The 26,887-nt window shown below is 45.2% G+C and carries 20 protein-coding genes and 1 tRNA gene; 4 read left to right on the plus strand and 17 right to left on the minus strand.

Features of this window, described 5'->3' with window-relative positions; translation table 11 throughout:
• The 16 genes from AC27HD_RS12965 to AC27HD_RS13040 all read right to left on the minus strand — a co-directional run.
• A partial coding sequence (locus AC27HD_RS12965) for a GTP-binding protein (protein WP_487106393.1) occupies positions 1-411 on the minus strand: 411 nt, incomplete at its 3' end.
• A 63-nt stretch (positions 412-474) separates the two neighbouring features.
• Positions 475-2,577: an elongation factor G gene (gene fusA / locus AC27HD_RS12970; protein WP_032097757.1), complete on the minus strand. Its 2,103-nt coding sequence runs from the start codon at positions 2,575-2,577 to the stop codon at positions 475-477.
• 27 nt (positions 2,578-2,604) lie between these two features.
• Positions 2,605-3,075, minus strand: a complete 471-nt coding sequence (rpsG, locus tag AC27HD_RS12975) for a 30S ribosomal protein S7 (protein WP_032097756.1) — start codon at positions 3,073-3,075, stop codon at positions 2,605-2,607.
• A 75-nt stretch (positions 3,076-3,150) separates the two neighbouring features.
• Positions 3,151-3,525, minus strand: coding sequence for a 30S ribosomal protein S12 (gene rpsL, locus AC27HD_RS12980; RefSeq protein ID WP_032097755.1), 375 nt, complete (start codon positions 3,523-3,525; stop codon positions 3,151-3,153).
• A 310-nt stretch (positions 3,526-3,835) separates the two neighbouring features.
• Positions 3,836-8,008 (minus strand): DNA-directed RNA polymerase subunit beta', encoded by a 4,173-nt coding sequence (gene rpoC, locus AC27HD_RS12985; RefSeq protein ID WP_487106395.1) that lies wholly within the window; start codon positions 8,006-8,008, stop codon positions 3,836-3,838.
• A gap of 81 nt (positions 8,009-8,089) precedes the next feature.
• The gene (gene rpoB / locus AC27HD_RS12990) at positions 8,090-12,118 is read right to left on the minus strand and encodes a DNA-directed RNA polymerase subunit beta (protein WP_487106397.1); all 4,029 of its coding nucleotides are present in this window, start codon (positions 12,116-12,118) and stop codon (positions 8,090-8,092) included.
• 327 nt (positions 12,119-12,445) lie between these two features.
• Positions 12,446-12,820, minus strand: coding sequence for a 50S ribosomal protein L7/L12 (gene rplL, locus AC27HD_RS12995; RefSeq protein ID WP_032097752.1), 375 nt, complete (start codon positions 12,818-12,820; stop codon positions 12,446-12,448).
• A gap of 57 nt (positions 12,821-12,877) precedes the next feature.
• The gene (gene rplJ / locus AC27HD_RS13000) at positions 12,878-13,396 is read right to left on the minus strand and encodes a 50S ribosomal protein L10 (RefSeq protein WP_032097751.1); all 519 of its coding nucleotides are present in this window, start codon (positions 13,394-13,396) and stop codon (positions 12,878-12,880) included.
• A 309-nt stretch (positions 13,397-13,705) separates the two neighbouring features.
• Complete coding sequence (gene rplA, locus AC27HD_RS13005) at positions 13,706-14,401, minus strand: 50S ribosomal protein L1 (RefSeq protein WP_032097750.1); 696 nt, start codon at positions 14,399-14,401, stop codon at positions 13,706-13,708.
• Between the two features lie 4 nt (positions 14,402-14,405).
• Positions 14,406-14,834, minus strand: a complete 429-nt coding sequence (rplK, locus tag AC27HD_RS13010; RefSeq protein WP_032097749.1) for a 50S ribosomal protein L11 — start codon at positions 14,832-14,834, stop codon at positions 14,406-14,408.
• 250 nt (positions 14,835-15,084) lie between these two features.
• Positions 15,085-16,098 (minus strand): GGDEF domain-containing protein, encoded by a 1,014-nt coding sequence (locus AC27HD_RS13015; protein WP_487106399.1) that lies wholly within the window; start codon positions 16,096-16,098, stop codon positions 15,085-15,087.
• The gene (locus AC27HD_RS13020) at positions 16,076-16,603 is read right to left on the minus strand and encodes a methanogen output domain 1-containing protein (protein WP_032097748.1); all 528 of its coding nucleotides are present in this window, start codon (positions 16,601-16,603) and stop codon (positions 16,076-16,078) included. Before AC27HD_RS13020 ends, AC27HD_RS13015 begins: the two co-directional genes overlap by 23 nt.
• Positions 16,604-16,723: 120 nt before the next feature.
• Positions 16,724-17,272, minus strand: coding sequence for a transcription termination/antitermination protein NusG (nusG, locus tag AC27HD_RS13025; RefSeq protein ID WP_032097747.1), 549 nt, complete (start codon positions 17,270-17,272; stop codon positions 16,724-16,726).
• 3 nt (positions 17,273-17,275) lie between these two features.
• The gene (gene secE / locus AC27HD_RS13030) at positions 17,276-17,653 is read right to left on the minus strand and encodes a preprotein translocase subunit SecE (RefSeq protein WP_032097746.1); all 378 of its coding nucleotides are present in this window, start codon (positions 17,651-17,653) and stop codon (positions 17,276-17,278) included.
• A 58-nt stretch (positions 17,654-17,711) separates the two neighbouring features.
• A tRNA-Trp gene (locus AC27HD_RS13035) sits at positions 17,712-17,788 on the minus strand.
• A 167-nt stretch (positions 17,789-17,955) separates the two neighbouring features.
• The gene (locus AC27HD_RS13040; protein WP_487106402.1) at positions 17,956-19,797 is read right to left on the minus strand and encodes an ABC transporter ATP-binding protein; all 1,842 of its coding nucleotides are present in this window, start codon (positions 19,795-19,797) and stop codon (positions 17,956-17,958) included.
• Between the two features lie 289 nt (positions 19,798-20,086).
• Here AC27HD_RS13040 and AC27HD_RS13045 point away from each other — a divergent pair, with 289 nt between their 5' ends.
• From AC27HD_RS13045 to AC27HD_RS13055, 3 genes are all read left to right on the plus strand, one after another.
• A complete protein-coding gene (locus AC27HD_RS13045) occupies positions 20,087-22,630 on the plus strand; it encodes a carbohydrate binding family 9 domain-containing protein (protein WP_487106404.1) in 2,544 nt (847 codons plus the stop codon).
• A gap of 105 nt (positions 22,631-22,735) precedes the next feature.
• Positions 22,736-23,242 (plus strand): helix-turn-helix domain-containing protein, encoded by a 507-nt coding sequence (locus AC27HD_RS13050; RefSeq protein ID WP_487106406.1) that lies wholly within the window; start codon positions 22,736-22,738, stop codon positions 23,240-23,242.
• Between the two features lie 181 nt (positions 23,243-23,423).
• A complete protein-coding gene (locus tag AC27HD_RS13055; protein ID WP_032097743.1) occupies positions 23,424-23,717 on the plus strand; it encodes a hypothetical protein in 294 nt (97 codons plus the stop codon).
• Between the two features lie 36 nt (positions 23,718-23,753).
• Here AC27HD_RS13055 and AC27HD_RS13060 read toward each other — a convergent pair whose 3' ends face one another.
• The gene (locus tag AC27HD_RS13060) at positions 23,754-24,380 is read right to left on the minus strand and encodes an RraA family protein (RefSeq protein WP_487106408.1); all 627 of its coding nucleotides are present in this window, start codon (positions 24,378-24,380) and stop codon (positions 23,754-23,756) included.
• A gap of 332 nt (positions 24,381-24,712) precedes the next feature.
• On the opposite strand from AC27HD_RS13060, the gene AC27HD_RS13065 reads away from it, so the two are divergent.
• Positions 24,713-26,770 carry a M13 family metallopeptidase gene (locus AC27HD_RS13065; RefSeq protein ID WP_032097741.1) on the plus strand — a complete coding sequence of 686 codons (2,058 nt, stop codon included), beginning with the start codon at positions 24,713-24,715 and terminating at the stop codon, positions 26,768-26,770.
• Positions 26,771-26,887: the final 117 nt, after the last annotated feature.

Below are 26,887 nucleotides of genomic sequence, written 5' to 3' on the forward strand. Positions count from 1 at the left end.
CTTGTTCATGAACACGATGATGTGAGGAATACCAACCTGGCGACCAAGTAAGATGTGCTCACGAGTCTGTGGCATAGGGCCATCAGTCGCAGCAACTACTAGAATACCGCCGTCCATCTGTGCAGCACCAGTGATCATGTTTTTAACGTAATCAGCGTGTCCTGGGCAATCTACGTGCGCGTAGTGACGAGCAGGAGTATCATATTCTACGTGTGACGTAGAGATGGTGATACCACGTGCTTTTTCTTCAGGCGCGTTATCGATCATATCGAATGCACTTGCAGAACCGCCATAGGTCTTCGCTAGAACAGTAGTGATAGCTGCTGTTAGTGTAGTTTTACCGTGGTCAACGTGGCCGATAGTACCCACGTTTACATGGGGTTTCGTACGTTCAAACTTTTCTTTTGCCATTTTTCTCGTTTCCTAAGTTAAAAGTCCGACCCACAAATAGACCGGACCGAACCTTCATTTAGATTAGATTCTAGATTCAATAATAGCCCGCGCCACATTGTTAGGCGCCTCAGAATAATTGAAAAACTCCATTGAGTATGAAGCACGACCCTGCGTTTGTGAACGCAAGTCTGTCGCATACCCAAACATTTCTGAAAGAGGCACTTTAGCACGAATCATTTTAATACCTGCTACGCCATCTTCCATACCTTCGATCATGCCGCGGCGACGATTTAAATCACCAACAACATCACCCATCCAGTCTTCTGGAGTCGTCACTTCAACTTTCATAGTGGGTTCAAGCAACACCGGATTTGCTTCTGCGGCGCCCTTTTTGAAACCCATAGAGCCGGCGATCTTAAACGCCATTTCAGAAGAGTCAACATCGTGGTATGAACCGTCAAACAAAGTAACCTTTACATCAAGTACCGGATACCCTGCAAGAACACCACTTCGCATCTGCTCCTGAATTCCTTTATCGACCGCTGGAATGAACTCTTTTGGAACAGTTCCACCGACGATCTCGTTCACAAATTCGTAGCCAAAGTCCTCTTCCTGAGGCTCAATGCGCAACCATACATGACCAAACTGGCCGCGGCCGCCTGACTGACGAATGAACTTCCCTTCCACTTCAACATCTTTGCGGAGGGTTTCACGATAAGCAACCTGAGGGTTACCTACGTTACATTCAACCTTAAATTCACGTTTCATACGATCAATGATGATATCAAGGTGTAATTCACCCATCCCTGAGATGATCGTTTGTCCCGTTTCGTCATCAGTTTTCACTTTAAATGACGGATCTTCTGCAGCAAGCTTGCTAAGCGCTATGCCCATTTTTTCTTGGTCAGCTTGCGACTTAGGCTCTACTGCAATTGAAATTACCGGGTCAGGAAATTCCATACGTTCTAACGTTATGATGTTATTTGGATCGCACAGTGTGTCACCCGTCGTGACATCCTTAAGGCCTATCGCTGCTGCGATATCGCCCGCGCGTACCTCTTTAATTTCTTCTCTGTCTTTCGCGTGCATCTGCACGATACGACCAAAGCGCTCTCGCTTGCCTTTTACAGGGTTGTATACAGTATCACCTGTATTCACCACACCTGAATAGCAGCGGAAGAACGTCAGCGTGCCAACAAACGGGTCGGTCGCTATTTTAAACGCCAGTGCAGAAAACGGCTCTTCGTCTGTAGGGTGACGTTCTGCCTCTGTTTCGTCTTTGTCGTCAAGAATACCGGTAATCGCTTTGACTTCATTTGGCGAAGGCAGGTAATGAACAACCGAGTCTAGTACTGCTTGAACACCTTTGTTTTTGAAGGCACTGCCACAAGTGGCAAGAACAATTTCGTTGTTCAGCGTACGGGTGCGTAGCCCCAATCGTATTTCTTCTTCGGTTAGCGCTTCGCCTTCCAAATACTTGTCCATTAACTCGTCAGAGGCTTCAGCCGCTGCTTCAACCATTTCAGTGCGATACTGCTCGGCTTTTTCTAAATATTCAGCCGGAATGTCTTCATAGGTAAATGTCATACCCATGTCGTCACCATTCCAGTTGATTGATTTCATCTTAATTAAATCGATGACACCATGGAATTCTTCTTCAGCGCCCATGTTGATTTGAATCGGAACACAGTTAGCGCCCAAACGTTTGCGGATTTGACCCACAACACGTTCAAAATCAGCACCAGCCCTGTCCATCTTATTAACGAAGACAAGGCGTGGTACTTGATATTTGTCAGCCTGTCGCCAGACTGTCTCTGATTGAGGTTCTACCCCAGAAGACCCACAGAACACGACTACCGCTCCGTCAAGAACACGTAATGAACGTTCCACCTCAATGGTGAAGTCCACGTGTCCCGGCGTGTCGATAATATTTATTCTGTGTTGATCGAACTGTTGCTCCATACCAGACCAGAAACAAGTAGTAGCAGCAGACGTGATAGTGATACCACGCTCCTGCTCTTGTTCCATCCAGTCCATGGTAGCAGCACCATCGTGCACTTCACCGATTTTGTGAGACAGTCCTGTATAAAACAAGACACGCTCTGTGGTCGTGGTTTTACCCGCGTCCACGTGAGCCACAATACCAATATTGCGATAACGCTCAATCGAGGTCTTACGAGGCATAAATCTCTCTCAGTTATATAACGTTGATTACCAACGGTAGTGAGCAAACGCTTTGTTTGCTTCGGCCATACGGTGAACGTCTTCACGTTTCTTAACCGCTGAACCTTTATTTTCTGATGCATCCATCATTTCAGCCGCTAGGCGCTGTGCCATAGACTTTTCGCCACGTTTACGTGCAGCATCAACCATCCAACGCATACCTAGTGCATTACGACGAACTGGACGTACTTCGACTGGAACCTGATAAGTTGAACCACCAACACGACGAGACTTAACCTCAACCGTTGGGCGGATGTTATCAAGGGCTTCTTCGAATACATCTAGGTGTGCTTTGCTGGTTTTTTCAGCAACAATATCTAGCGCACCGTAAACGATTTTTTCAGCGACTGACTTCTTGCCGTCGAGCATTACGACATTCATGAATTTAGCAAGCAGTTGTGAACCAAATTTTGGCTCTGGTAGGATTTTACGTTGACCTACGACTCTTCTTCTTGGCATTTTCTATTCTCCGTATGAATTCAGGGAATACCCAAAACTCTTAAACTTCAGTTTGGCCTTACTAACGGAGAACCGTTAAGACTTAGGCCTTTTCGCGCCGTACTTAGAACGGGCTTGTCTACGATCGTTTACACCTGCGCAGTCCAATGTACCGCGAACTGTGTGATAACGAACACCTGGTAAGTCTTTAACACGACCACCACGGATAAGTACTACACTGTGCTCTTGTAGGTTGTGACCTTCACCACCGATGTATGAAGAAACTTCAAAACCGTTAGTTAGACGTACACGACATACTTTACGTAGTGCAGAGTTTGGTTTCTTTGGCGTAGTTGTATATACACGAGTACATACACCACGTCTCTGTGGACAAGCTTGCAGTGCAGCTACGTTGCTTTTTTCAACGGGCTTTCTGCGTGGCTTGCGCACTAACTGGTTAACTGTTGCCATTAACTAGCTCCTGATTAAAAACTACGAAAACCCAATCACTGTGATTGGGTCCATATAATGCGACTTTTCAATTCGTCGCCCTGTTTGCGGTAAGTATTGTGCTCGTCAATATTTACCAGGCTCTGATACAAAAAACCGCGACCGTTTATCGAGCCTTTTCGGGGCTATCCAAAATCGGGTCGCGGAATATTAATGATCATCGCCCTGACTGTCAAGCTGTACAAACTCTAAGCACTTAATATTCTTAAAATCTGTCAGCCTAAGCTGCCATTATGTTAGGAGTACGTTAACGCACTCCTATGATCATGCCTTATTCGGCCGAATCGTCGTCTGCACCAGCGTTAAGCGCTTCGGTCAATGCCTGTTCTGCATCTGCTGCAGATACTGACATTTCTTCGATTTGCTCTTTGCGCTGTTGAGCACGGCGTTCATGGTATGCGAAACCCGTACCTGCTGGAATAAGTCGCCCAACAATTACGTTCTCTTTCAGACCGCGAAGATCATCTTCTTTACCTTGAACCGCTGCTTCAGTCAGTACGCGCGTTGTTTCCTGGAACGATGCCGCTGAGATAAATGACTCAGTAGACAGTGACGCTTTAGTGATACCAAGTAGTTGTGTTTCGTACTGTGCTGGTATCTTACCGTGTTTTTCAATTTCACGGTTTGCCACTTTCACGTTAGAAACTTCTACTTGCTCACCTTCTAGGAACTGCGTGTCGCCTGCGTGAGTAATAACGCACTTACGCAACATCTGACGAATAACAACTTCGATGTGCTTATCGTTAATTTTTACACCCTGTAGACGGTAAACTTCCTGAACTTCGTTCACGATGTAGTTTGCTACATGGGAAATACCACGAAGGCGCAATATGTCGTGTGGAGACTCTGGACCATCGGCAATAACTTCGCCTTTTTCCACTTTCTCACCTTCGAACACATTAAGCTGACGCCATTTCGGAATCATCTCTTCGTATGCATCACCTTCAGCAGGTGTAATCACTAAGCGCTTCTTACCTTTAGTCTCTTTACCGAAACCGATAGTACCTGAGATTTCCGCTAAGATAGCAGGCTCTTTAGGTTTACGTGCTTCGAACAAGTCAGCAACTCGTGGTAGACCACCCGTGATGTCACGTGTCTTCGAGCTTTCCTGAGGTATACGCGCTAGCACGTCACCTTCGTTAGCTACTTTGCCTTCTTTTGCTTCAATGGTTGTGAAGCTTGGAAGACGAATCTCTTGAAGACCGAACTCATCACTTTCAAGGATTAGCTTAGGCTCTTTTGCGTTTGCCTTTGTTAAATCTTTAACAACGATACGCGTTAGGCCAGTAAGCTCATCTTGCTGCATTTCTGTGTTAGTGTCGTCGATGTCCGCGAAGCTAATCTTAGCTGCACGTTCAGTAACGATTGGGTGACTATGCGGGTCCCAGTTAGCAACAACGTCGCCAGCTGCAATCTTCGCACCGTCATCAACACTCAATACTGCACCGTATGGCACTTTATAGCGTTCTTTCTCACGGCCTTGCTCATCGATAACAGTAAGTTCTGTTGAACGAGACACAATAACCATTTTGCCATCAGAGTTACGTACAGATTTTTCGTTGTGTAGCTTAAGGCTACCCGCCGTTTTAACCTGAACGCTGTTCTCAGCAGACGCTCGAGATGCCGCACCACCGATGTGGAACGTACGCATGGTAAGCTGTGTACCAGGTTCACCGATTGACTGTGCTGCAATAACACCAACAGATTCACCGCTACCCACCATATGTCCGCGAGCAAGGTCACGACCGTAACAGTTAGCACATACACCAAAGTCGTTATCACAGGTGATAACCGAGCGTACTTGGATTTGGTCAACAGAGTTGGCTTCAAGCATGTCTACTAGCGCTTCGTCTAGCAGTACATTACGCTCAACCAATACTTCGCTAGTACCTGGCTTAACCACGTCTTCTGCTACCACACGACCTAGTACACGTTCGCGAAGTGGTTCAACAACGTCGCCACCTTCGATTAGTGGTGTCATGGAAACGCTACCGAACGTACCACAGTCATCGTTAGTGATAACCAAATCTTGCGCAACGTCTACAAGACGACGAGTTAGGTAACCCGAGTTCGCTGTCTTAAGTGCTGTATCGGCTAGACCTTTACGCGCACCGTGCGTTGAGATGAAGTACTGAAGAACGTTAAGACCTTCACGGAAGTTTGCCGTGATTGGTGTCTCGATGATTGAACCATCTGGTTTAGCCATCAGACCACGCATACCAGCTAACTGACGAATCTGAGCGGCACTACCACGAGCACCCGAGTCGGCCATCATGTAAACAGAGTTAAATGATGATTGCTCTTCTTCTTCGCCATCGCGGTTAATTACGATGTCAGTCTTAAGGTTGTCCATCATGGCCTTAGCAACTTTTTCGTTGGCATTTGACCATATATCGATAACTTTATTGTAACGCTCACCGGCTGTTACAAGACCGTTTTGGAACTGTTCCTGAATTTCAATAACTTCAGCTTCTGCTGCGTCAACGATTTCTTTCTTCGCTTCAGGAATTACCATGTCATCGATACCAACAGACGCACCCGCGATCATCGCGTAGTGGAAACCGGTATACATGATTTGGTCAGCTGCAATAACAGTATCTTTTAGACCAAGCGTACGGTAACAAGCATTCAATAGTTTTGAAATTTGCTTCTTGCCCATAGGCTGGTTGATGATTTCAAACGGAAGACCCTTTGGAAGGATCAGTGAGAAAATGGCACGACCAACCGTAGTTTGAGTCAGTGTTACTTTCTCTGTCTTGTTGCCGTTTTCATCGATGTCGTATTCAGTAATACGTACTTTAACGCGAGAATGAAGCTCGGCATTACCTGTACGGTATGCTTTTTCTGCCTCATTAGGGCTGGTAAATACCATGCCTTCGCCTAAGCCGTTTACTTTGTCACGCGTAAGGTAATAAAGACCCAATACAACGTCCTGTGAAGGAACGATAATCGGCTCACCGTTAGCAGGTGACAAGATGTTGTTCGTCGACATCATTAGCGCACGAGCTTCAAGCTGTGCTTCGATAGTCAACGGAACGTGTACCGCCATTTGGTCACCATCGAAGTCGGCGTTATACGCCGCACACACTAGCGGGTGAAGCTGAATCGCTTTACCTTCGATTAGTGTTGGTTCGAATGCTTGTATACCCAAACGGTGAAGAGTAGGTGCACGGTTAAGCAACACAGGGTGTTCGCGGATAACGTCATCTAGTACGTCCCAAACCTCTGGTGCTTCGCGCTCTACTAACTTCTTAGCAGCTTTGATAGTTGTTGCTAGACCACGACCTTCAAGCTTACCGTAAATAAACGGTTTAAATAGCTCAAGTGCCATCTTCTTAGGAAGACCACACTGGTGAAGACGAAGTGTTGGACCAACAGTAATTACAGAACGACCAGAGTAGTCAACACGCTTACCAAGAAGGTTCTGACGGAAACGACCCTGTTTACCTTTGATCATGTCTGCAAGCGACTTAAGTGGACGCTTGTTAGAACCGGTAATCGCACGGCCGCGACGTCCATTATCTAGAAGTGCATCAACAGACTCTTGTAACATACGCTTTTCGTTGCGTACGATAATGTCTGGAGCAGCAAGGTCTAGAAGACGCTTAAGACGGTTGTTACGGTTAATAACACGACGGTATAAATCGTTCAGGTCAGACGTAGCGAAACGTCCACCGTCTAGTGGTACTAGAGGGCGAAGATCGGGTGGCAATACTGGAAGTACTGTCATGATCATCCACTCTGGCTTGTTACCAGACTGTTGGAACGATTCAAGTAACTTAAGACGCTTCGTAATTTTCTTACGCTTTGTCTCAGAGTTGATTGAAGGCAATTCTTCACGCATTGCTGCAACGTCGGCATCAACGTCAAGTACAGTTAACAGGTCAAATACTGCTTCTGCACCCATTTTCGCGTCGAACTCGTCGCCGTGCTCTTCTAACGAATCAAGATAATCTTCTTCGTTTAATAACTGGCCGCGCTCTAATGTCGTCATACCTGGTTCTGTTACAACGTATGATTCAAAATAAAGCACGCGCTCAATGTCACGTAGCGTCATATCAAGCATTAAGCCGATACGAGACGGAAGTGACTTAAGGAACCAGATGTGTGCTACTGGACTTGCTAGCTCGATGTGGCCCATACGCTCACGACGAACTTTAGTCAGTGTAACTTCAACGCCACACTTTTCACAGATAACACCACGGTGCTTAAGGCGCTTGTACTTACCGCACAAACACTCGTAATCTTTAACAGGGCCAAAGATACGGGCACAAAATAAACCGTCACGCTCAGGCTTGAACGTACGATAGTTGATAGTCTCAGGCTTCTTCACTTCACCAAAAGACCATGAACGAATCATGTCAGGTGAAGAAAGGCCGATTCGAATATTATCGAACTCTTCGGCCTTATGCTGTTGCTTTAGAAACTTTAATAAGTCTTTCACATTACTCTCCCAGCGGAGTCAGTCTCTAGAACCCGGCGCAAGCGCCGGGCCATCTCATAACATTACGCGGCAATTGCCGTATTACTTTTCTTCAAGCTCGATGTTGATACCCAACGAGCGAATTTCTTTAAGCAATACGTTGAAGGATTCTGGCATGCCAGGCTCCATTCTGTGGTCGCCATCGACGATGTTCTTGTACATTTTGGTACGACCGTTAACGTCATCCGACTTAACAGTAAGCATTTCCTGAAGGGTATATGCAGCACCGTATGCTTCAAGTGCCCATACTTCCATCTCACCGAAGCGCTGGCCACCGAACTGTGCTTTACCACCAAGAGGTTGCTGTGTAACAAGGCTGTAAGAACCAGTAGAACGAGCGTGCATCTTATCGTCTACCAAGTGGTTCAGTTTCAGCATGTACATGTAACCAACCGTAACAGGTCGCTCAAACGAGTTACCAGTACGACCGTCGAACAAGGTAATCTGACCGCTTTCTGGAATATCAGCAAGCTTCAACATTTCCTTGATTTCAGATTCGCGAGCACCGTCGAATACAGGCGTAGCAATTGGTACACCTTTACGAAGGTTCTCAGCTAGACGACGAACTTCGTGATCTGTGAAGCTATCAATGTCTACGACCTGGTGATTTTCACCCAGTTCGTAAACTTTCTTCAAGAAATCACGCATTTCGGCAAGCTCTCGCTGCTCTTTAATCATGCGGTCAATTTTAACCCCAAGACCATGAGCAGCCATGCCCAAGTGAGTCTCAAGAATCTGACCGATGTTCATACGAGATGGTACACCAAGAGGGTTAAGTACGATGTCTACCGGCGTGCCGTTTTCATCGTATGGCATATCTTCTACTGGTTGAATAGTAGAGATAACACCCTTGTTACCGTGACGTCCCGCCATTTTATCACCCGGTTGGATGTGGCGTTTAACCGCTAGGTAAACTTTAACAATCTTAAGTACACCAGGCGCTAAATCGTCGCCTTGCGTTATCTTACGACGCTTAGTTTCAAACTTCTTATCGAAGTCAGCTTTGATCTCAGCATGCTGTTCAGCAATTTGGTCTAGCTCTAACTGTACGTCTTCGCTGTTAAGTGCAATTTCAAACCATTTTTCACGAGGCAGGCTGTCAAGCTTAGCTTGTTCAACACCGGCGCGCGTTAGTGCAGTTTGAGCACGTGCGAAAATACCATCCGCAAGGATTTCAAATTCGTCAGTAAGATCTTTCTTAACTTGACGAAGCTGCATATCTTCAATTTCAAGCGCACGTTTGTCTTTCTCTACGCCGTCACGAGTAAAGACTTGAACGTCGATAACCGTACCGTGAACAGAGTTAGGCACACGTAGTGACGTATCTTTTACGTCAGACGCTTTTTCACCAAAGATGGCTCTTAAAAGTTTCTCTTCCGGCGTAAGCTGAGTTTCACCTTTTGGTGTCACTTTACCTACAAGGATGTCGCCGCCTTTCACTTCTGCACCGATGTAAACAACACCTGATTCATCAAGTTTGCTCAGTGCAGACTCACCCACGTTTGGAATATCAGAAGAAATTTCTTCTGGACCAAGCTTGGTGTCACGAGCAATACAGCTTAGCTCTTGAATGTGAATAGTCGTAAAGCGGTCTTCCTGTGCTACACGCTCAGAAATAAGGATTGAATCCTCAAAGTTGTAACCATTCCACGGCATGAACGCGATACGCATGTTCTGACCAAGTGCGAGATCACCAAGGTCTGTCGAAGGACCATCGGCTAGCACGTCACCAGTAACAATTGGGTCACCAACACTACAAGTAGGTCGCTGATTGATACAGGTGTTCTGGTTAGAACGGGTGTATTTGGTTAGGTTGTAGATGTCGATACCTGCTTCACCAGGAAGCATTTCGTCTTCAGCTACTTTGATTACGATGCGACTCGCATCTACGTAATCTACCGTACCACCGCGTTTAGCAACTACCGTTACGCCAGAATCAACGGCGATAGTTCTTTCCATACCTGTACCCACTAACGGCTTATCAGCGCGAAGTGTAGGAACAGCCTGACGTTGCATGTTGGCACCCATAAGTGCACGGTTTGCATCATCGTGTTCAAGGAACGGAATAATGCTTGCTGCAATTGAAACGATTTGCTGTGGAGAAACATCCATGTATTTGATGTCTTCTTTAGGCATCAAGGTTGTTTCACCACGGTGACGACATGGAATAAGGTCGTCTACCAGTTCACCAGCTTCAGTCAACGCAATGTTGGCCTGAGCGATAGCGAATTGGCCTTCTTCAATCGCAGATAAATAATCGATTTCTTCGCCCACTACACCATCAACAATGCGACGGAATGGTGTTTCAAGGAAACCAAAATCATTGGTGCGCGCAAAGCTCGCCAATGAGTTAATTAGACCGATGTTTGGACCTTCAGGTGTTTCGATTGGACATAGACGACCGTAGTGAGTCGGATGTACGTCTCGAACCTCAAAGCCTGCTCGTTCACGAGTAAGACCGCCCGGACCTAACGCAGAAATACGACGCTTATGCGTTACTTCTGACAATGGGTTGTTTTGGTCCATGAACTGAGACAACTGCGACGACCCAAAGAACTCTTTAACGGCAGCCGAAATAGGCTTAGCGTTAATAAGATCTTGTGGCATAACGTTGTCTAGGTCGCCAAGACTTAGGCGTTCTTTAACAGCGCGTTCTACACGAACTAAACCAACACGGAATTGGTTTTCTGCCATTTCACCAACAGAACGAATACGACGGTTACCAAGGTGATCAATATCATCAACTTCGTCTTTACCGTCACGTATGGTGATTAGCTGTTTCATTACAGAAACGATGTCTTCTTTGGCTAGCGTACCAGAACCAATCAGTTCTTCACGGCCTAAGCGACGGTTAAACTTCATACGACCAACAGAAGAAAGATCGTAACGTTCTTCAGAGAAGAACAAGTTTTCAAATAACGTTTCTGCAGCGTCTTTCGTCGGCGGCTCACCAGGACGCATCATACGATAAATCTCAACAAGCGCTTCTAAGCGGTTTGTCGAAGAATCAATACGTAGCGTATCTGAAATGTATGAACCGTGATCGAGTTCGTTGATGTAAAGCGTTTCGAATTCTTTTATGCCGGCTTGACTTAGCTCAGCTAAATTCTCAAGTGCAAGCTCATCGTTCGCACTTACAATGACTTCACCGGTGTCTTCGTTAACATAAGTGGCAGCAAATACACGACCGATTAGATAATCAGCAGGTACTTCCAGCTCTGTTAAACCAGACTTCTCTAATGCACGAGTGTGGCGCGCAGAGATACGACGACCAGTTTCAACAACCACATTGCCATCGCCATCGATGATATCGAAAGCAGCCGTTTCACCACGAAGGCGATCAGGTTTCACTTCCATCATCAGACGGTCTTTGTCGATGCGAACGTTAACTTTTTCGAAGAAAGTATCTAAAATTTCTTCTGACGTCATTTCCAATGCACGCAAGATAATTGTTGCAGGCAATTTACGACGACGGTCGATACGCACAAACAGATTATCTTTAGGGTCAAACTCAAAGTCTAACCAAGAGCCACGGTATGGAATTACGCGTGCATTATAAAGCACTTTTCCAGACGAGTGAGTCTTGCCTTTATCGTGATCGAAAAACACACCAGGTGAGCGGTGTAGCTGTGACACTATTACACGCTCTGTACCATTGATAACGAACGTTCCGTTCTCTGTCATCAATGGGATTTCTCCCATGTACACTTCTTGTTCTTTAATATCTTTTACGGTACCTGGGGCTGCGTCTTTGTCAAACAATACTAACCGTAGTTTTACTCTTAACGGAGCAGAGAAAGTTACGCCGCGAATTTGACATTCTTTAACGTCAAAAACTGGCTCTCCCAGGCGGTAGCTTACATATTGAAGCTCTGAATTACCTGAGTAACTTTTAATTGGAAAAACGGAACGAAATGCTGCTTCCAAGCCGTATTGAGCATCGGCGTCGATCTCAATAAACTTTTTGAAAGAATCAAGCTGAATTGAAAGAAGGTATGGAATTTCCAATACCTGTGGGCGTTTGCCAAAATCCTTACGGATACGTTTCTTTTCGCTATAAGAGTAAACCATGGGTTCCTCAGCCTGCTGATTTATGACCCAACCTGCTGCTAAATGCTTTAAAACGCGTGCTATGGGCTAAAAGCTGCGTTTCAAATGGCGCAATAAGCAACAAACTTCCACAACCCTAATTCGGGCAAGTTCACCAGCATACAACAATTTTTAACCAATTATTAGTTAAGTTGTTGGATTTTTATGCTTTTTAATGGTCTTGTCCGAATTGCGCTTAACACAGTGTAGATCAGGGTTATATTCTACACATTATACAGCGCAAAAAGGCTGGTGGTTTAAAAAACCACCAGCCTTGCCGTCTCAGGCAAATAATCTGATTAAATCAGATTATTTGATTTCAACTTCAGCGCCAGCTTCAGTTAGAGTCGTTTTAAGTTCTTCAGCTTCTTCTTTGCTTACGCCTTCTTTGATAGCTTTAGGAGCAGATTCAACTACTTCTTTAGCTTCTTTAAGACCTAGGCCAGTCGCGCCGCGAACTGCTTTGATAACTGCAACTTTGTTAGCACCGAATGAAGTCATTACAACGTCAAATTCAGTTTGCTCTTCAACAGCAGCAGCTTCACCGCCTGCAGCAGGACCAGCAACAGCAACAGCTGCAGCAGATACGTTGAATTTTTCTTCAGCTGCTTCGATTAGCTCAACCAATTCCATAACTGGCATTTCAGCAATCGCGTTTAAAATATCTTCTTTAGTTAGAGCCATGTTCTCTAAACTCCTGGGGTTTTAATGTTAAAAAAATCAATATGCCAAAAACGAAAATTACTTCTCGTCTTTGATCGCCGCCAATACGCGCACAAACTTGCCAGGAACTTCGTTGATTGTTTGAACGAATTTCCCAACTGGTGCTTTGAAGGTCGCAAGTAGTCTTGCAAGCGCTTCGTCGCGAGTTGGAAGTGAAGCAACTGCGTCCAATTTCTCTGGACCAAGTAGACCACTACCAATTGAAAGTGCTGTTACGTTAAGCTTATCGTTGGTCTTACCGAAGTCTTTAAAAAGACGTGCCGCACCGCCTGGTGCGTCGATAGAGAAACCATAGATAAGCGGACCTGTAAGTGCGCTTTCTAAGTCTGCAAATTTGCTGTCTGCCAATGCACGCTTAGCTAGTGTGTTACGTACAACCTTTAGGTATACGCCTTGCTCACGAGCTTTTATGCGAAGGTCAGTCAGTTCTGCAACTTCCATCCCACGGTATTCAGCGACGGCAACGGATAGAGCGCGAGACGCAACTTCAGATACCTCTGCTACGATCTCTTTTTTTGCTGCTAAACCTAGTGCCACTGAGTTCACCTCTTTGTATCTGACATTGTTGATAGTTACCTATCATCGCCGTCAGGGTTCACAGATTGATACCAAACATCATATTTGGTACCGCTCTACGGTGTTTGTTATCCCAGAGAGTCTGAGTCAAACCACCGTCTGCGCAGGTTGTTCTATTAAGCAGTATGTTGACTGTGAAAGCTCTCTTACTTCTTTCACCACACCGCACCTGCGGTCTTGGACGGGAGTTGTTTACTAGCACTGCTATGTACACAACTCCAACCCATAACCTTTAAGAGAACTAACGGGCAATGCCCACTAGCTTCAAAACTATAGACCTACAGAAGCCTTATCAAGAGATACACCCGCACCCATTGTGGTGCTTAGGCTGATCTTCTGGATATACACACCTTTCGCAGAAGAAGGCTTAGCTTTCTTCAATGCTTCAAGTAGTGCTTCTAGGTTTTCTTGAATTTGGTTAGCTTCAAATGCAATCTTGCCTAGGCTAGCGTGGATGATACCGTTTTTATCATTGCGGTAACGAACCTGACCAGCTTTTGCATTTTTAACAGCAGTAGCAACGTCTGGCGTTACTGTGCCTGTTTTAGGGTTAGGCATTAGGCCACGTGGACCTAAGATTTGACCTAGTTGGCCAACAACGCGCATCGCGTCTGGGCTAGCAACTACTACGTCAAAGTTCATTTCGCCTTTCTTAACTTGTTCAGCTAAGTCTTCCATACCAACGATGTCCGCACCAGCTTCTTTAGCCGCTTCTGCGTTTGCGCCTTGAGTAAATACAGCGACGCGTACATCTTTACCAGTACCGTTAGGTAGTACAGTTGCACCACGAACGTTTTGGTCAGATTTCTTAGCGTCGATACCAAGGTTTACAGCAACGTCAACACTCTCAGCGAATTTAGCAGTCGCTAATTCTTTTAGAAGTGCAACTGCTTCGTTGATTTCATACTCTTTAGTTGAGTCAACTTTGTCACGTACTAGACGAGCGCGTTTTGTTAATTTAGCCATTCGATTAGTCCTCTACGTTCAAGCCCATTGAGCGAGCAGAACCCGCGATAGTGCGTACCGCTGCATCTAGATCAGCAGCTGTTAAGTCTGGCTCTTTAGTTTTAGCAATCTCTTCTAACTGAGCGCGGGTAACTTTACCTACTTTCTCAGTGTTAGGACGGCCAGAACCGCTCTTGATGCCAGCTGCCTTCTTAAGAAGGTATGACGCAGGAGGAGTCTTCGTTTCGAATGTAAAAGAACGGTCTTCGTACACAGTAATTTCTACTGGTACTGGAGCACCCTTCTCTAGGCTGTCAGTCTTTGCATTGAAAGCCTTACAGAATTCCATGATGTTCACACCGTGTTGACCTAGTGCAGGACCAACTGGTGGACTTGGGTTAGCAGCGCCTGCCGCAACCTGAAGCTTGATAATACCGCTTACTTTTTTAGCCATTTTAAATGCTCTCTTGTTTGGGTCTAACGCCTCGCAAATACAGAGAATATTTGCTCAATTGGCTTCCCGTTTCCGTTTAAAAGGGCGCGCATTATAAGGGCTGATTAATTGCTATGCAAGCCCCTACGTGATTAAAAAACGATCTTAATCGCAAATAGGGCCTAAATGTTTGAAAAGTGCAAGAACAAATAGCTTAACTATCTAAATGTAATCGCTAAATGTGATGATTAAATGTGATGGCGCGGATTTCTTAGGCACTGGCTTTTTTGTATCTGTCTCTGCCATTTGACTTAGCCGCGTATAGCGCTGTATCTGCCTGCGTGAAGGAATGTTCTACACTTTTCGCTTGGGAAAAAGCGCAGTACCCGGCGCTCGCCGTCATCGATATATGTCCTTGGACACATGGTACCTTCAGTAAACGTATATGCGTCATTACCCGCTCTAAGTACACTCGAGCTTGTTCACAAGAACAGTTGGTCAACAACACGATAAACTCTTCGCCTCCCCAACGGCCCACGACATCTGTTGGTCTTGCCTGTGACAATAAACAATCTGCAAACACTTTTATCGCTTCATCCCCTACTGGGTGACCGTGTCTATCGTTTATCTGCTTGAAGTGATCAATATCGAACAGGATTAATACAGAATCTTCCTCTTTTCTAAATTGCCCATGCCACTGCAAATCCATAAATGATTGTACAAAGCGTCTGTTCTTCAATCCTGTCAGCGGGTCGGTTACCGCATCAAGAGTCGCTTGCCTGGCAAACCTTGCATGTTCTTTCTTTGCAGCGTGTATTTGCCTAAGTCGCATAGAAAATCGCAAAATATGCTCATCCAGTTTATAGAGTAATGCAGCGGGTAACCCCGTGTCTGGCGCTCTAAGCATAGAAACAAAACTGGGAATAGACGGCTGATTTTCAGCGCCGGCATGAATTCTTGTCAGCTGAATTGGGAAGCTGCCTGAACGTCGTCCGACGATATCCCCGATATTGGTGAGGCATGTTGTATTAAGTGACTTAGAAGAAAGGGTAAATAGGTCTGTAATGCAATGCGCATCATGAATATGAGGCACTACGTCTTTTAGTTGTCTGTTATAACCAACGATTTTGCCACTTAAGTCTGTGATAACGGCAGCTTCTGTAACGTTTGCCAGTATAGATGTGATGCCTAGCTTGCTGGTATCAGCCTGTTGGGTGGCAGTGTTTTCGCTATTGTTTTCATCCGTGCTTTCAAAAGAATCGCTACTGGACACCAAAGTACTCATGGGCAACATCCTTTTGATCCTGTTGTGGCTTAAGATGCACGACAACATGACAATGCCCATCTCCATTTGCGATTGTTTTATTTAACTCTACAGCAGCATACCCATTTTCTGATGAAACTATCTTACCAAATACATTCGCAGTCATATGGCAAAGAGGCTGCTTGCCCACCACATTGACTCCGAATGGACATAGCGAATTTTGCAATACAATGGTATCGGGAGTGATGGTTGAAACACTGAAACGGCCCCCTATCCGTCGTTTTAAATCCACAAGTACCTGTGCGATAACTTCAGGAGACATTCTCTCATCACCTAACTGAGCCTTATATTTTTCATGAAACATGGCTCCAACATGATCGGCAACCATACCTACGAAGCCTTTTGACTCCTCGGTGCCAATGACATCTTCCATTAGCGTTTCCAGCTCTAATAAGATGGTTTGATAGAAGGACGCTACATCAATGTCGATTTGTTTACATGCAATGCGCTGCTCTAAAGTATCGATAGCGTTGGCCTCTTTTTAATAACGATACTTTAGTATTAGGCGAACTTGACTCGTTGTGCAAATAAAAATTGGGCAAAAAAAAGCCCGCTAAAAGCGGGCTTTACACGATATGTCTTATGACTAACCTTTCTCTACCTGACCAAATTCTAGGTCTACCGGTGTAGAACGACCGAAGATAAGTACCGATACTTTTACGCGGCTCTTTTCGTAGTCTACTTCTTCTACCACACCGTTGAAGTCGGCAAATGGACCGTCTGTAACGCGTACCACTTCACCCGGCTCAAACAATGTCTTCGGCTTAGGCTTATCTACCGACTCTTCAAGACGGTTTAAGATAGCATCGGCTTCCTTAGGCGTAATTGGCATTGGACGGTCTGAAGTGCCACCAATAAAACCAAGAACGCGAGGAACGCTTTTCACTAAATGCCATGAATCTTCATTCATGGCCATTTCGACTAGCACGTAACCAGGATAAAACTTGCGCTCAGATTTACGCTTTTGACCAGCGCGCATCTCAACCACTTCTTCAGTTGGCACAAGTATTTGGCCGAAGTGCTCTTCCATGTTGTGCATTTTGATATATTCAAGAAGGGTTTTCTTGACTCGAGCTTCATACTGAGAAAATGCTTGTACTACGTACCATCTCTTTTTAATTTCTTCTTCAGACATACGTTATGCTCCGATTCCCGTTATAAAGCCAACTACACGAACGATGATGCCGTCTAGTCCCCATAAAATAAGTGCCATAACCAAGGTTGCAGCCAAAACAATCAATGTGGTTTGGTTAGCTTCTTGACGTGTAGGCCATACTACTTTGCGTACTTCAGTACGTGACTCTTTAGCAAAGCTTAAAAACGCACTGCCTTTGTTTGTAGATGCAGCAATAAAGCCAGCCACTACAGCAACAACTACCGCTGCGAGAGCGCGATATAATACCGAAAGTTCACCGTATACTGTGTTGGCAGTAACCAACCCTGCAAGTAGTGCAAAAACCACTACCCATTTAAACATGTCCAACCCGTTGGACTGATTTTCCGTCTTTTCGCTCATGTCACGATCCTAGCACTACAGCGTCGTTTTCTTGCGTTACACGCGCAAGTTAATAATTTGGCAGGGGTGGAGGGACTCGAACCCCCAACCATCGGTTTTGGAGACCGCTGTTCTACCAATTCGAACTACACCCCTGTGGCGTTTTTACTCTTAAAATTTGCTTACACTACCCTTGTGATTTGTGCGTCTTTTCGAAGGAAAGTGCGGTATCGCAAGGGAGGGACGCGTATTATACTTAACCACTTTCAAGTTACAAGCGGTTTATTCCCCTCCCACTGTGCATATCGCTAACGGGGCGTGGGTTATTCCACGCCAATAAATCCACCCGTTTGGTGCGCCCACAGCTTGGCATAAATACCGTTATAAGCAATTAACTCGCCATGGGTGCCCTGCTCCACAATTTGACCTTTGTCTAGCACTAGTAATCTGTCCATTTGGGCGATGGTTGATAACCTGTGAGCAATAGCTAACACCGTTTTTCCTTCCATCACTTTATCTAAACAGGCTTGAATGGCTGCTTCAACTTCTGAATCTAGCGCCGATGTAGCCTCATCTAAAATGAGCACTGGGGCATCTTTTAACAACACACGGGCAATCGCTATTCGCTGTCGTTGTCCGCCAGACAGTTTAATACCGCGCTCTCCAACGTGAGCATCGTACCCTGTACGCCCCTGATTATCGGTAAGGGTCAATATGAAGTCGTGGGCTTCCGCTTGTTTCGCCGCTTTAATCATATCTGCTTCGCCTGCGTCGGTGCGTCCATACAGAATATTGTCACGCACTGAGCGGTGCATCAGTGATGTATCTTGGGTCACCATACTGATTTTAGCTCGTAGTGTTTCTTGCCCAACCTCAGTAATGTCCTGACCATCAATAACGATACGCCCGCTTTGGGTATCGTAAAAACGCATCAATAAATTAACGAGTGTGGATTTACCTGCACCAGAGCGACCTACCAAGCCTACTTTCTCTCCGGGCTTAATGGTTAAATCTAACTGCCTAAACACGTCGATAGGCTGATTGTTTGCACCTGAGTAAGAGAAGTTAACATTATCAAAATGAATTTTACCGCCGCCTACGCTCAATGCATCGGCATCGGGCTTATCTTTAACGGCTACTGGCTGCGCAAGGGTATTCATACCGTCTTGTACCGTTCCTAGGTTTTCAAATAACCCCGAGACTTCCCACATTATCCAATGGGACATGCCGTTTAGTCGCAAGCATAAGCTAACCGCAATGGCGATATCTCCAGGGGTCGCAATCTGCTCCAACCAAAGAAATACTGATAGCGCGCCAATTGTGAAGATCAAAATGGCATTTGCCATCTCAACACAGAATTCAAGAATGGTAACAAGGCGCATTTGTGGATACACCGTTTGCAAAAAGCCGTCCATGCTCTCTTTGGCATAGTCTGCTTCTCTGCGGCTGTGAGAGAAAAGTTTAACCGTGGTGATATTGGTGTAACTATCGACTATTCGCCCAGTCATTAATGAGCGAGCATCGGCTTGCGCTTGTGAAACCGCCTTTAGCTTTGGTACGAGTACCCGCAAAATACCGATATACACAAAGAACCACACCACCAGTGGAAGCGCTAATCGCCAGTCAGTGCTAAATACCAGCACCACCATAGAGATGAAATAAACGCTGATATACACCAACAAATCAAGCATTTTGGTGACTGTTTCTCGCACGGAAAGCGCGGTTTGCATTACCTTTGTGGCCACGCGGCCGGCAAACTCATTGTGAAAGAAGGTAAGGCTTTGTCCAAGTAAATATCGGTGGGCCTGCCACCTGATTCGCATAGGGTAATTACCCATCAGTGATTGGCGAGAAAACAATGAACGCAAGAAGATAGATGCAGGAATAAAGACAAGAACCGTTACTCCCATTCCAATTAATGTAAGTTTCTGCTCTTCTAAAAACGTTTCTCGACTTTGCTCTGAAAACCAATCAACGAGCTGTCCTAAAAAGCCAAATAGCGCCACCTCTAACACCGCCACTATGGCACTTAACACCGAAACGGTCAGGATGATATGCCACATGCCTTTAGTGTAGTACTTACAAAATGCGACTAATCCCGTGGGCGGTTGCGTGGGCGGCGTATCTGGAAAAGGCTGTGTGAGCCTTTCAAAAAAAGAAAACATGCAAAAACTCTTTTTGTTATTGAATCGCCAGATGCGTACTGAATCTCGGCGTTAAGATTTACGTTGAGGTGAGTACGCAATTCTACACGATATGTTCAGTCAATTAATTAACTCCTTGATGAAAATCGCTGGGAACGTGGATAAAGGGCGTAATGACTGAGCATGTATGTTTGCTATAGGTCTTTCGTTAAGCTTCCTGTTATATGCGATTAACATTCTTTTGACATTTAACGGGATGCTTCATACTGCGCTCATAAAAACTATAACGACAAAAAAGACGTTTTAAAAAATGGACACTTGGATATATAAGGCACCTCTGCGTTGCATCTGTTCTTTCTGGCGCCCGTATTGGCGCTCGTGCTGCCTCGTTTTATTGCTTGCACTAGCATTTTCTGGCAATGCTGTTGAAGGTAATTCAGCACAGCAGGATAGCCAACAAACAAAAGAAGACAACAAACCGGTAGCCGTGGTTATTCAGAGCACTACGGAATCTGCTGCTCAAAACACTACAGAGTCTGCCACTCAATCGGCTGAGTCATTCTCTTCAGATAGCGGCTCACCCGACGTTGATGAGACTATTTCACCTAACGAGTCCCGTACCTTTGACACTATCGTTGTTCCCTATCTTTCAGAGACGATTACGTTAGACGGTATCTTAGACGATGAAGCATGGCAGCGGGCTAAGGAAATACCGCTAAATGTGGTGACTCGCCCATTTGAAAATACCGCCCCACCCGTTAAGACCATCGCCAGAATATTCGAAAATGGCGATATGATTTATATCGCTTTTACTGCATATGACGATGACCCTTCTGCAATACGCGCATTGTTTCGCGACCGCGATAGCGTGTGGGATAACGACTTGGTAGGCGTTAAGCTGGATACATTCGGCGATAGTCGCCTCTCGTATCAATTTTTTGTCAATCCTCACGGCATACAAACCGACTCTATCGAAAACCAAATGACGCTAAGTGAAAGTGCCAGTTGGAATGCAATTTGGGACGCTGAAGCAAAAATCACCGATGAAGGCTATACGGTAGAGATAGCACTGCCGTTTCGCATTATGAATTTTCTGGATATTGATGGGCTTAAGCAATGGCGCGCAGAATTTGTTCGCTTTTACCCAAGAGATAACAACCTACGTATCTCGAACCGCCCTGTGGATCGCAATAACGCGTGTAGCTTATGCCAAATGGGAAAAATGGAAGGCTTTAGTCGTGCTAAGCAAGGGAAAAACCTGTCAATTACTCCCTACGCCGTTGCCGGAGCGGCACGCAGTAGAACGCCAGCAACGCCAGAGCAATGGGAATACGGCAACAATCAAGAAGTGGGTGTGGATATTAACTGGGGCATTACCTCTGACATGCTGCTTCAAGCCATGATTAACCCAGACTTTTCACAAGTAGAGGCCGACGCAGGACAGCTTGGGATCAATAATCCTTTTGTACTTTTCTTTCCTGAACAACGTCCCTTTTTTGTGGAGAACGCCGACTTTTTCAGCACTCAGTACGACTTGGTGTACACCCGCAACATTGGCGCTCCTGATATTGGCAGCAAACTTACTGGCAGAATTAACGACCATACCTTTGGTTTACTGCTGGCAAATGATGACACTACCACGTTCCTTGTTCCGGGGAATTTAGGCTCAAGCGTTGCTCAGCTCGAACAAGGCAGTACAAACCTTGCTGCGCGCTATCGCTATGACATATCCGACACCCTGTCTGTTGGTTCTATACTGACGGGCAGACATGCTGATGAATATCACAACCTAGTCACCGGCGTTGACTTGCGCTATCAAATTACACCTAGTGACACTCTACGTGCGCAATTGCTTCGCTCTGATACTCAATACCCTGACGCCCTTGCCTCACAATTTTGTCGAGGCAGTTGCGTTAATCAAGAAGATGTTACCGAGACTACCTTAAGAACAGACAAAGAAGGCGCCTTCTCTGGAAGTACCTACAAGATTGATTACCGCCATGAAGAAAGAGAATGGTATGTCATTGCAAACAGAACCAGCACTCAGTCTGACTTTCGCGCCGACCTTGGTTTTGAAAGTAATGTAGATAGACACAAATCGGTACTCGGTGGTGGGCTGTTGTGGTGGAAAGATAATGCGTGGTGGAACCGTCTAGAGTTTGGTGGCGACTGGGATATCACTCACAATGACAATGGCGAGTTAATAGAACGAGAAGTTCAGGCGCAAATAGAAATGAACGCGGCTTATCAATCGTATTTCAACTTCCAATGGGTGAAGCGAGACCGAGTTGGATTACGCCAAAACGGGGCAAGCCTTGCCATTGACGGCAATACCACCCGGTTTACCGAAGAGCAGTTTTCTTTCTATTTTGAAGCGCGACCAAACCGAACCCTGTATTTTGAAAACTTTGCCCGAATAGGCGATAGAATTGATTTGCGCAACAATCGCTTGGGCGATCAGATTCTGCTTGAACCCCAAATAACTCTGAATATTGGCGATCATTTAGAGGCCTCGGTAAGCCATGAATACAATCGTATTGATGTAAACAATGAAATGCTGTTTACCGCTAATTTATCTGACTTTCGAATGAGCTATCAATTTGATGCAAAGCAGTTTCTCCGCCTTGCACTTATCTACTCAGATGTACGAAGAAACCCCAATAATTACCTGGTAAATGTAGATGCCAGAGAACGCAATATGGGTACACAGCTAGTGTATTCGTACATGATTAACCCCTTGTCGCGCTTGTTCATTGGCTATGGCGACTCTGCATTTGCAGATGAAGCAACGCCCGGACTTTTTCGAACAGAGCAAGCAGTGTTTATGAAATTTAGTTACGCGTGGCTGTATTAACAGTAAAAACTAGGGGACTGTCGGCTGCTGTCACCTTATTGTCGCTACTGTTAGCGTGATTTTATTGTACGATGGGCGAAGTCGAAAGAGTAAGGTCTGCGAGCTATGAAAACATTAAGACTAGAAAAGCGCTGGTCACAGGAGCAACTTGCACAAATGAGTGGCTTAAATGTGAGAACAATTCAGCGAGTAGAGAAAGGACAGAATGTAGGGGTTGAGACGTTGAAATCTTTAGCCGCTGTTTTTGAAATCTCTACGGACGAGTTGGTTAATATAATAGACCGTGAAATAGAAACACCGGAGGCAAAAAAGGTTGATGTAGACGCTGCCATGCACCAACGAAATGAGGCCCATGAAAAAGTAAAATCTATCAAATATTTCTACATCAATACCGCCTTTCTAGCACTCATTTTCTTTTTATTTATGGTGCCAAACTATAATGGCGGAGAAAACGCGGGCCCGCTGATAGCCGTATTTGTGTCTTTTGTAATGATCATTGTTGGTCACGCGCTAGTTGTCTTTCAGCCCTTTGGCGAAAGGTGGGAGCAAAAGAAAATAGCGAAAATTTTAGAACAGCAAAGCAATAGTCACAATTCTACCTCTAAAGACTGAGTAGTGAATGCCGTACTGCAAACAGGTTGAATTTCTGTTTTTAAGGGTACGCATATCCTTTTGCTTATCGCCTATCTCTTATCCCTTAGCTCTTAGATAGGCTACACATTGTTCATAATGAATAGGTGGTATATGCTGGCATTCCTTTCACAGGACTCAGACTAATAAAAGGATTTAAACAATGAAGTTATTTTTACTGACCGCCTTAGCAATTCCTCTTTTAGCTGCTTGTGTGATAGTGCCAGAAACTGATACTGCTAAAGTTAATCAGTGCGAAATCTCATCCGACCGAAAAACACTCAAAGTGATTAACGGATTTGAAGATACCAATACGTTTTATTCTATCAGCGGTCTTATATTGCTGCCTGTATCCGGCGTGGTTTCAGGAACCTATGTAGCGGTAAATAATATTTATCACATGGGTGAAGAGCGGTTTGTGTGCGGACCTAAAGAGTCACGCACTAAGCAGAGCTAGTACAGAATACCTCGCGCGGTTCGCTCAAAGGCTCAATCAGTCTTCATAACCTAGGGCAGTAAGTGTTGTTTCAACTTTTTCCCTGTGTTGCTTTTGCCACTGAGCTAACGACATTGACGAATCTTTGTCTGCCCGCGCTTTTGCGATGCTAAAGGCCTCTTCAGATTCAGCGCGTGGAATAACCGCGATACCTTCTTCATCAGCCACAATGATATCGCCAGCATTAACGGTAACACCGCCACACACAATAGGCTCATTGAGTGGCGCTATACATTTCTTAGCGCCTGGCTTTGGCACAACTCCACGCCCGAAAACTGGAAACTTGTTTTCTCTCGTTTCTGCAATATCTCTGATCACGCCATCGATGACAAAGCCAGCTATACCCCTTTCTTGGGCGATAGCGCACACGTTCCCACCTGCCACGGCAAATTTATCATCGGCTTGAACCACAATAATATCGCCAGGTTGGGCTCGGTAAATTGCAGCATGCAACATAAGGTGATCGCCAGGGGCACATTTTACCGTGAAAGCAGGCCCTGCAATGCGCCCCATTCCTTCCCATAAAGGCTTTATCTCGTAGCCCATAAATTGGTCCCGCGAGAGTGCATCTGCATATTCGCAGGGCGAGACTGAGGCAAATAGTGTTGAGTTGAATGGCTTCATGATATGTCCTCGATTAAGCAAACTGATAAGCGTGCAAGCTCTAACTAGGCATCCACTATAACCAATTAGCCATTACAAGTTGTTACAACCTGTGTATTTTCACTATAAATACTTTTGCTAATGATACCTTCATGCTAAAAGATGCATCAAACCTCTAATAAGTGAGCGATTTTTCCTTTTTCGAATAGGATGAATAGCCACACAGAACCAAGGCACAGCCGCCCCATTACATAGCTTTACATTGTGTAGCGCTTAATAAAGTAGCCCTACAACACTTAGAGAAAGGTAATACAAAGCAGTGCTACATTTTAATAAGAAGGACATAGCAAAAAATGTTACGTAGCGTATTAAGCTTAAGTGTTGCACTTGCATTAGTGGCATGTAGCCCGCAAAACACGGCACCAGAAACCGGTAGCGTTGCAGAAGTACAAAAGGAGACGCTGTCTTCGGGGATCATCACTGAAAATATGGACCTTAGTGTCAGCCCTGGCGATGACTTTTTTCAATATGTAAACGGAAAATGGTTCGATACTTTCGAGATCCCTGCCGATAAATCTAGCTATGGCTCCTTCGTTATTTTACGAGATGAAGCACAAGACCATGTGATGGACATTATAAAGTCATCGGCAGAAGGCGACTTCAAAGCGGGTAGCGACGAGCAAAAAGTGGGTGATTTCTATCGCGCCTATATGGATGTCGACACACGAGACTCACTGGGCGTCACACCGCTTACTCCTGAGTTAGACAAAATTGCGAATATCGATAATTATTCAGATCTTGCGGCCTATTTTGCCTATGCGGCTCGGTATGGTTACGGCACGCCGTTTAGCCTTACTCAATATCCCGATTTAAAATCGCCACAACAATACCTTATGTATACTTGGCAATCGGGGCTTGGGCTACCAGAGCGCGAATACTATTTCAAAGACGATGAAACCTCGCAGACCGTGCGTGATGCCTATGTAAAACATATTCAAACTATGTTCGAACTGGCCGGTTTCAACACACCACAACAAAGCGCGCAAATGTTGTTTGAGCTAGAAACTCGTATTGCAAAGTTACATATGAAGAAAGAGCAAGCGAGAAACTTCGCGGCCAATTACAACAAGTTGACCATTGAAGAACTTGGCGAACTCATGCCTAACTTTGATTGGTCGAGCTATTTAGAGAGCGCTGATATAAGCGACATTGAGGCATTGGGAATTTTGCAAAAAGACTACATGCAAAATATCGATGGCGTTATTCAACAAACCTCTATTGATGATTGGAAAACCTTTCTGCAGTGGGGACTGCTCAATGCATCAGCAAGTCGATTGAATAGTGAGCTTGATGAGGCAAACTTCAACTTTTACAGCAAAACACTTCGTGGCGTCGAAGAACAGCAGCCTCAGTGGCGACGTGCAGTAAACTTATCGAATACCCATGTGGGTGAGCTAATTGGCAAAGTCTATGTAAAACAGCACTTTCCACCTGAAGCCAAAGAACGCATGATGGAAATGGTTAACAACCTACTTCTTGCCTATAAAAGTAGTATTGAAAACCTTGAGTGGATGACTGATGAAACTCGCGAGCAAGCCCTTGATAAATTATCGAAATTTACCGTAAAAATTGGCTATCCAGATCAATGGAAGGACTATTCAGCACTTACGGTAAAAGCCGGTGACTTATTTGGCAACTTAAAGCGCTCTTCTGATGTGCTTTATGAAGAGATGTTGAAGAAACAGGGCGGCCCAGTATGGACTCACGAATGGGGTATGACGCCGCAAACCGTGAATGCTTATTACAATCCGCCGCTAAATGAAATTGTATTTCCCGCAGCAATTCTTCAGCCGCCATTTTTTGATATGAATGCCGAAGACGCCGTTAACTATGGTGGTATTGGTGCCGTTATAGGCCATGAAATTGGCCACGGATTTGACGATGCAGGCTCAACATTTGATGGCGATGGAGTGCTCCGCAATTGGTGGACCGATAAAGACCGCTCAGAATTTGAAGCCCGCACAGCCAACTTAATTGAACAATATAACGAATTTGAAGTGCTGCCTGATGTGCATGTTAATGGTGAATATACCCTTGGCGAAAACATTGGTGATTTGGGTGGGATAAGTATTGCCCTTAAAGCCTATCACCTGTCTTTAGATGGTGAAGAAGCACCTGTTTTAGACGGTTTTACCGGCGACCAGCGTGTGTTTTTAGGGTATGGCCAAGTGTGGGCAAGTAAGTACCGCGACGAAGCACTGCGAAGCCAAGTTCAAACCGATACCCATTCACCGACTAAGTTTCGTACTAACGGTGCACTTCGAAATGTACCTGCCTTCTACGAAGCATTTAACGTAACCGAAGAAGACGCGATGTATCTTGCACCGGCAGACCGCGTAAAAATTTGGTAAGCATTGTACCAATCCGTTTTTTTGCTACCAATTAAAAGGGGCGCCTGTCTTCACAGGCGCCCCTTTTTCCCTATTTTTTTAACTGGCTTTGGTTTTAACTGGCTTTGGTTTTGACTT

This window comes from Alteromonas sp. 4NS20-0143 (assembly GCF_057542855.1).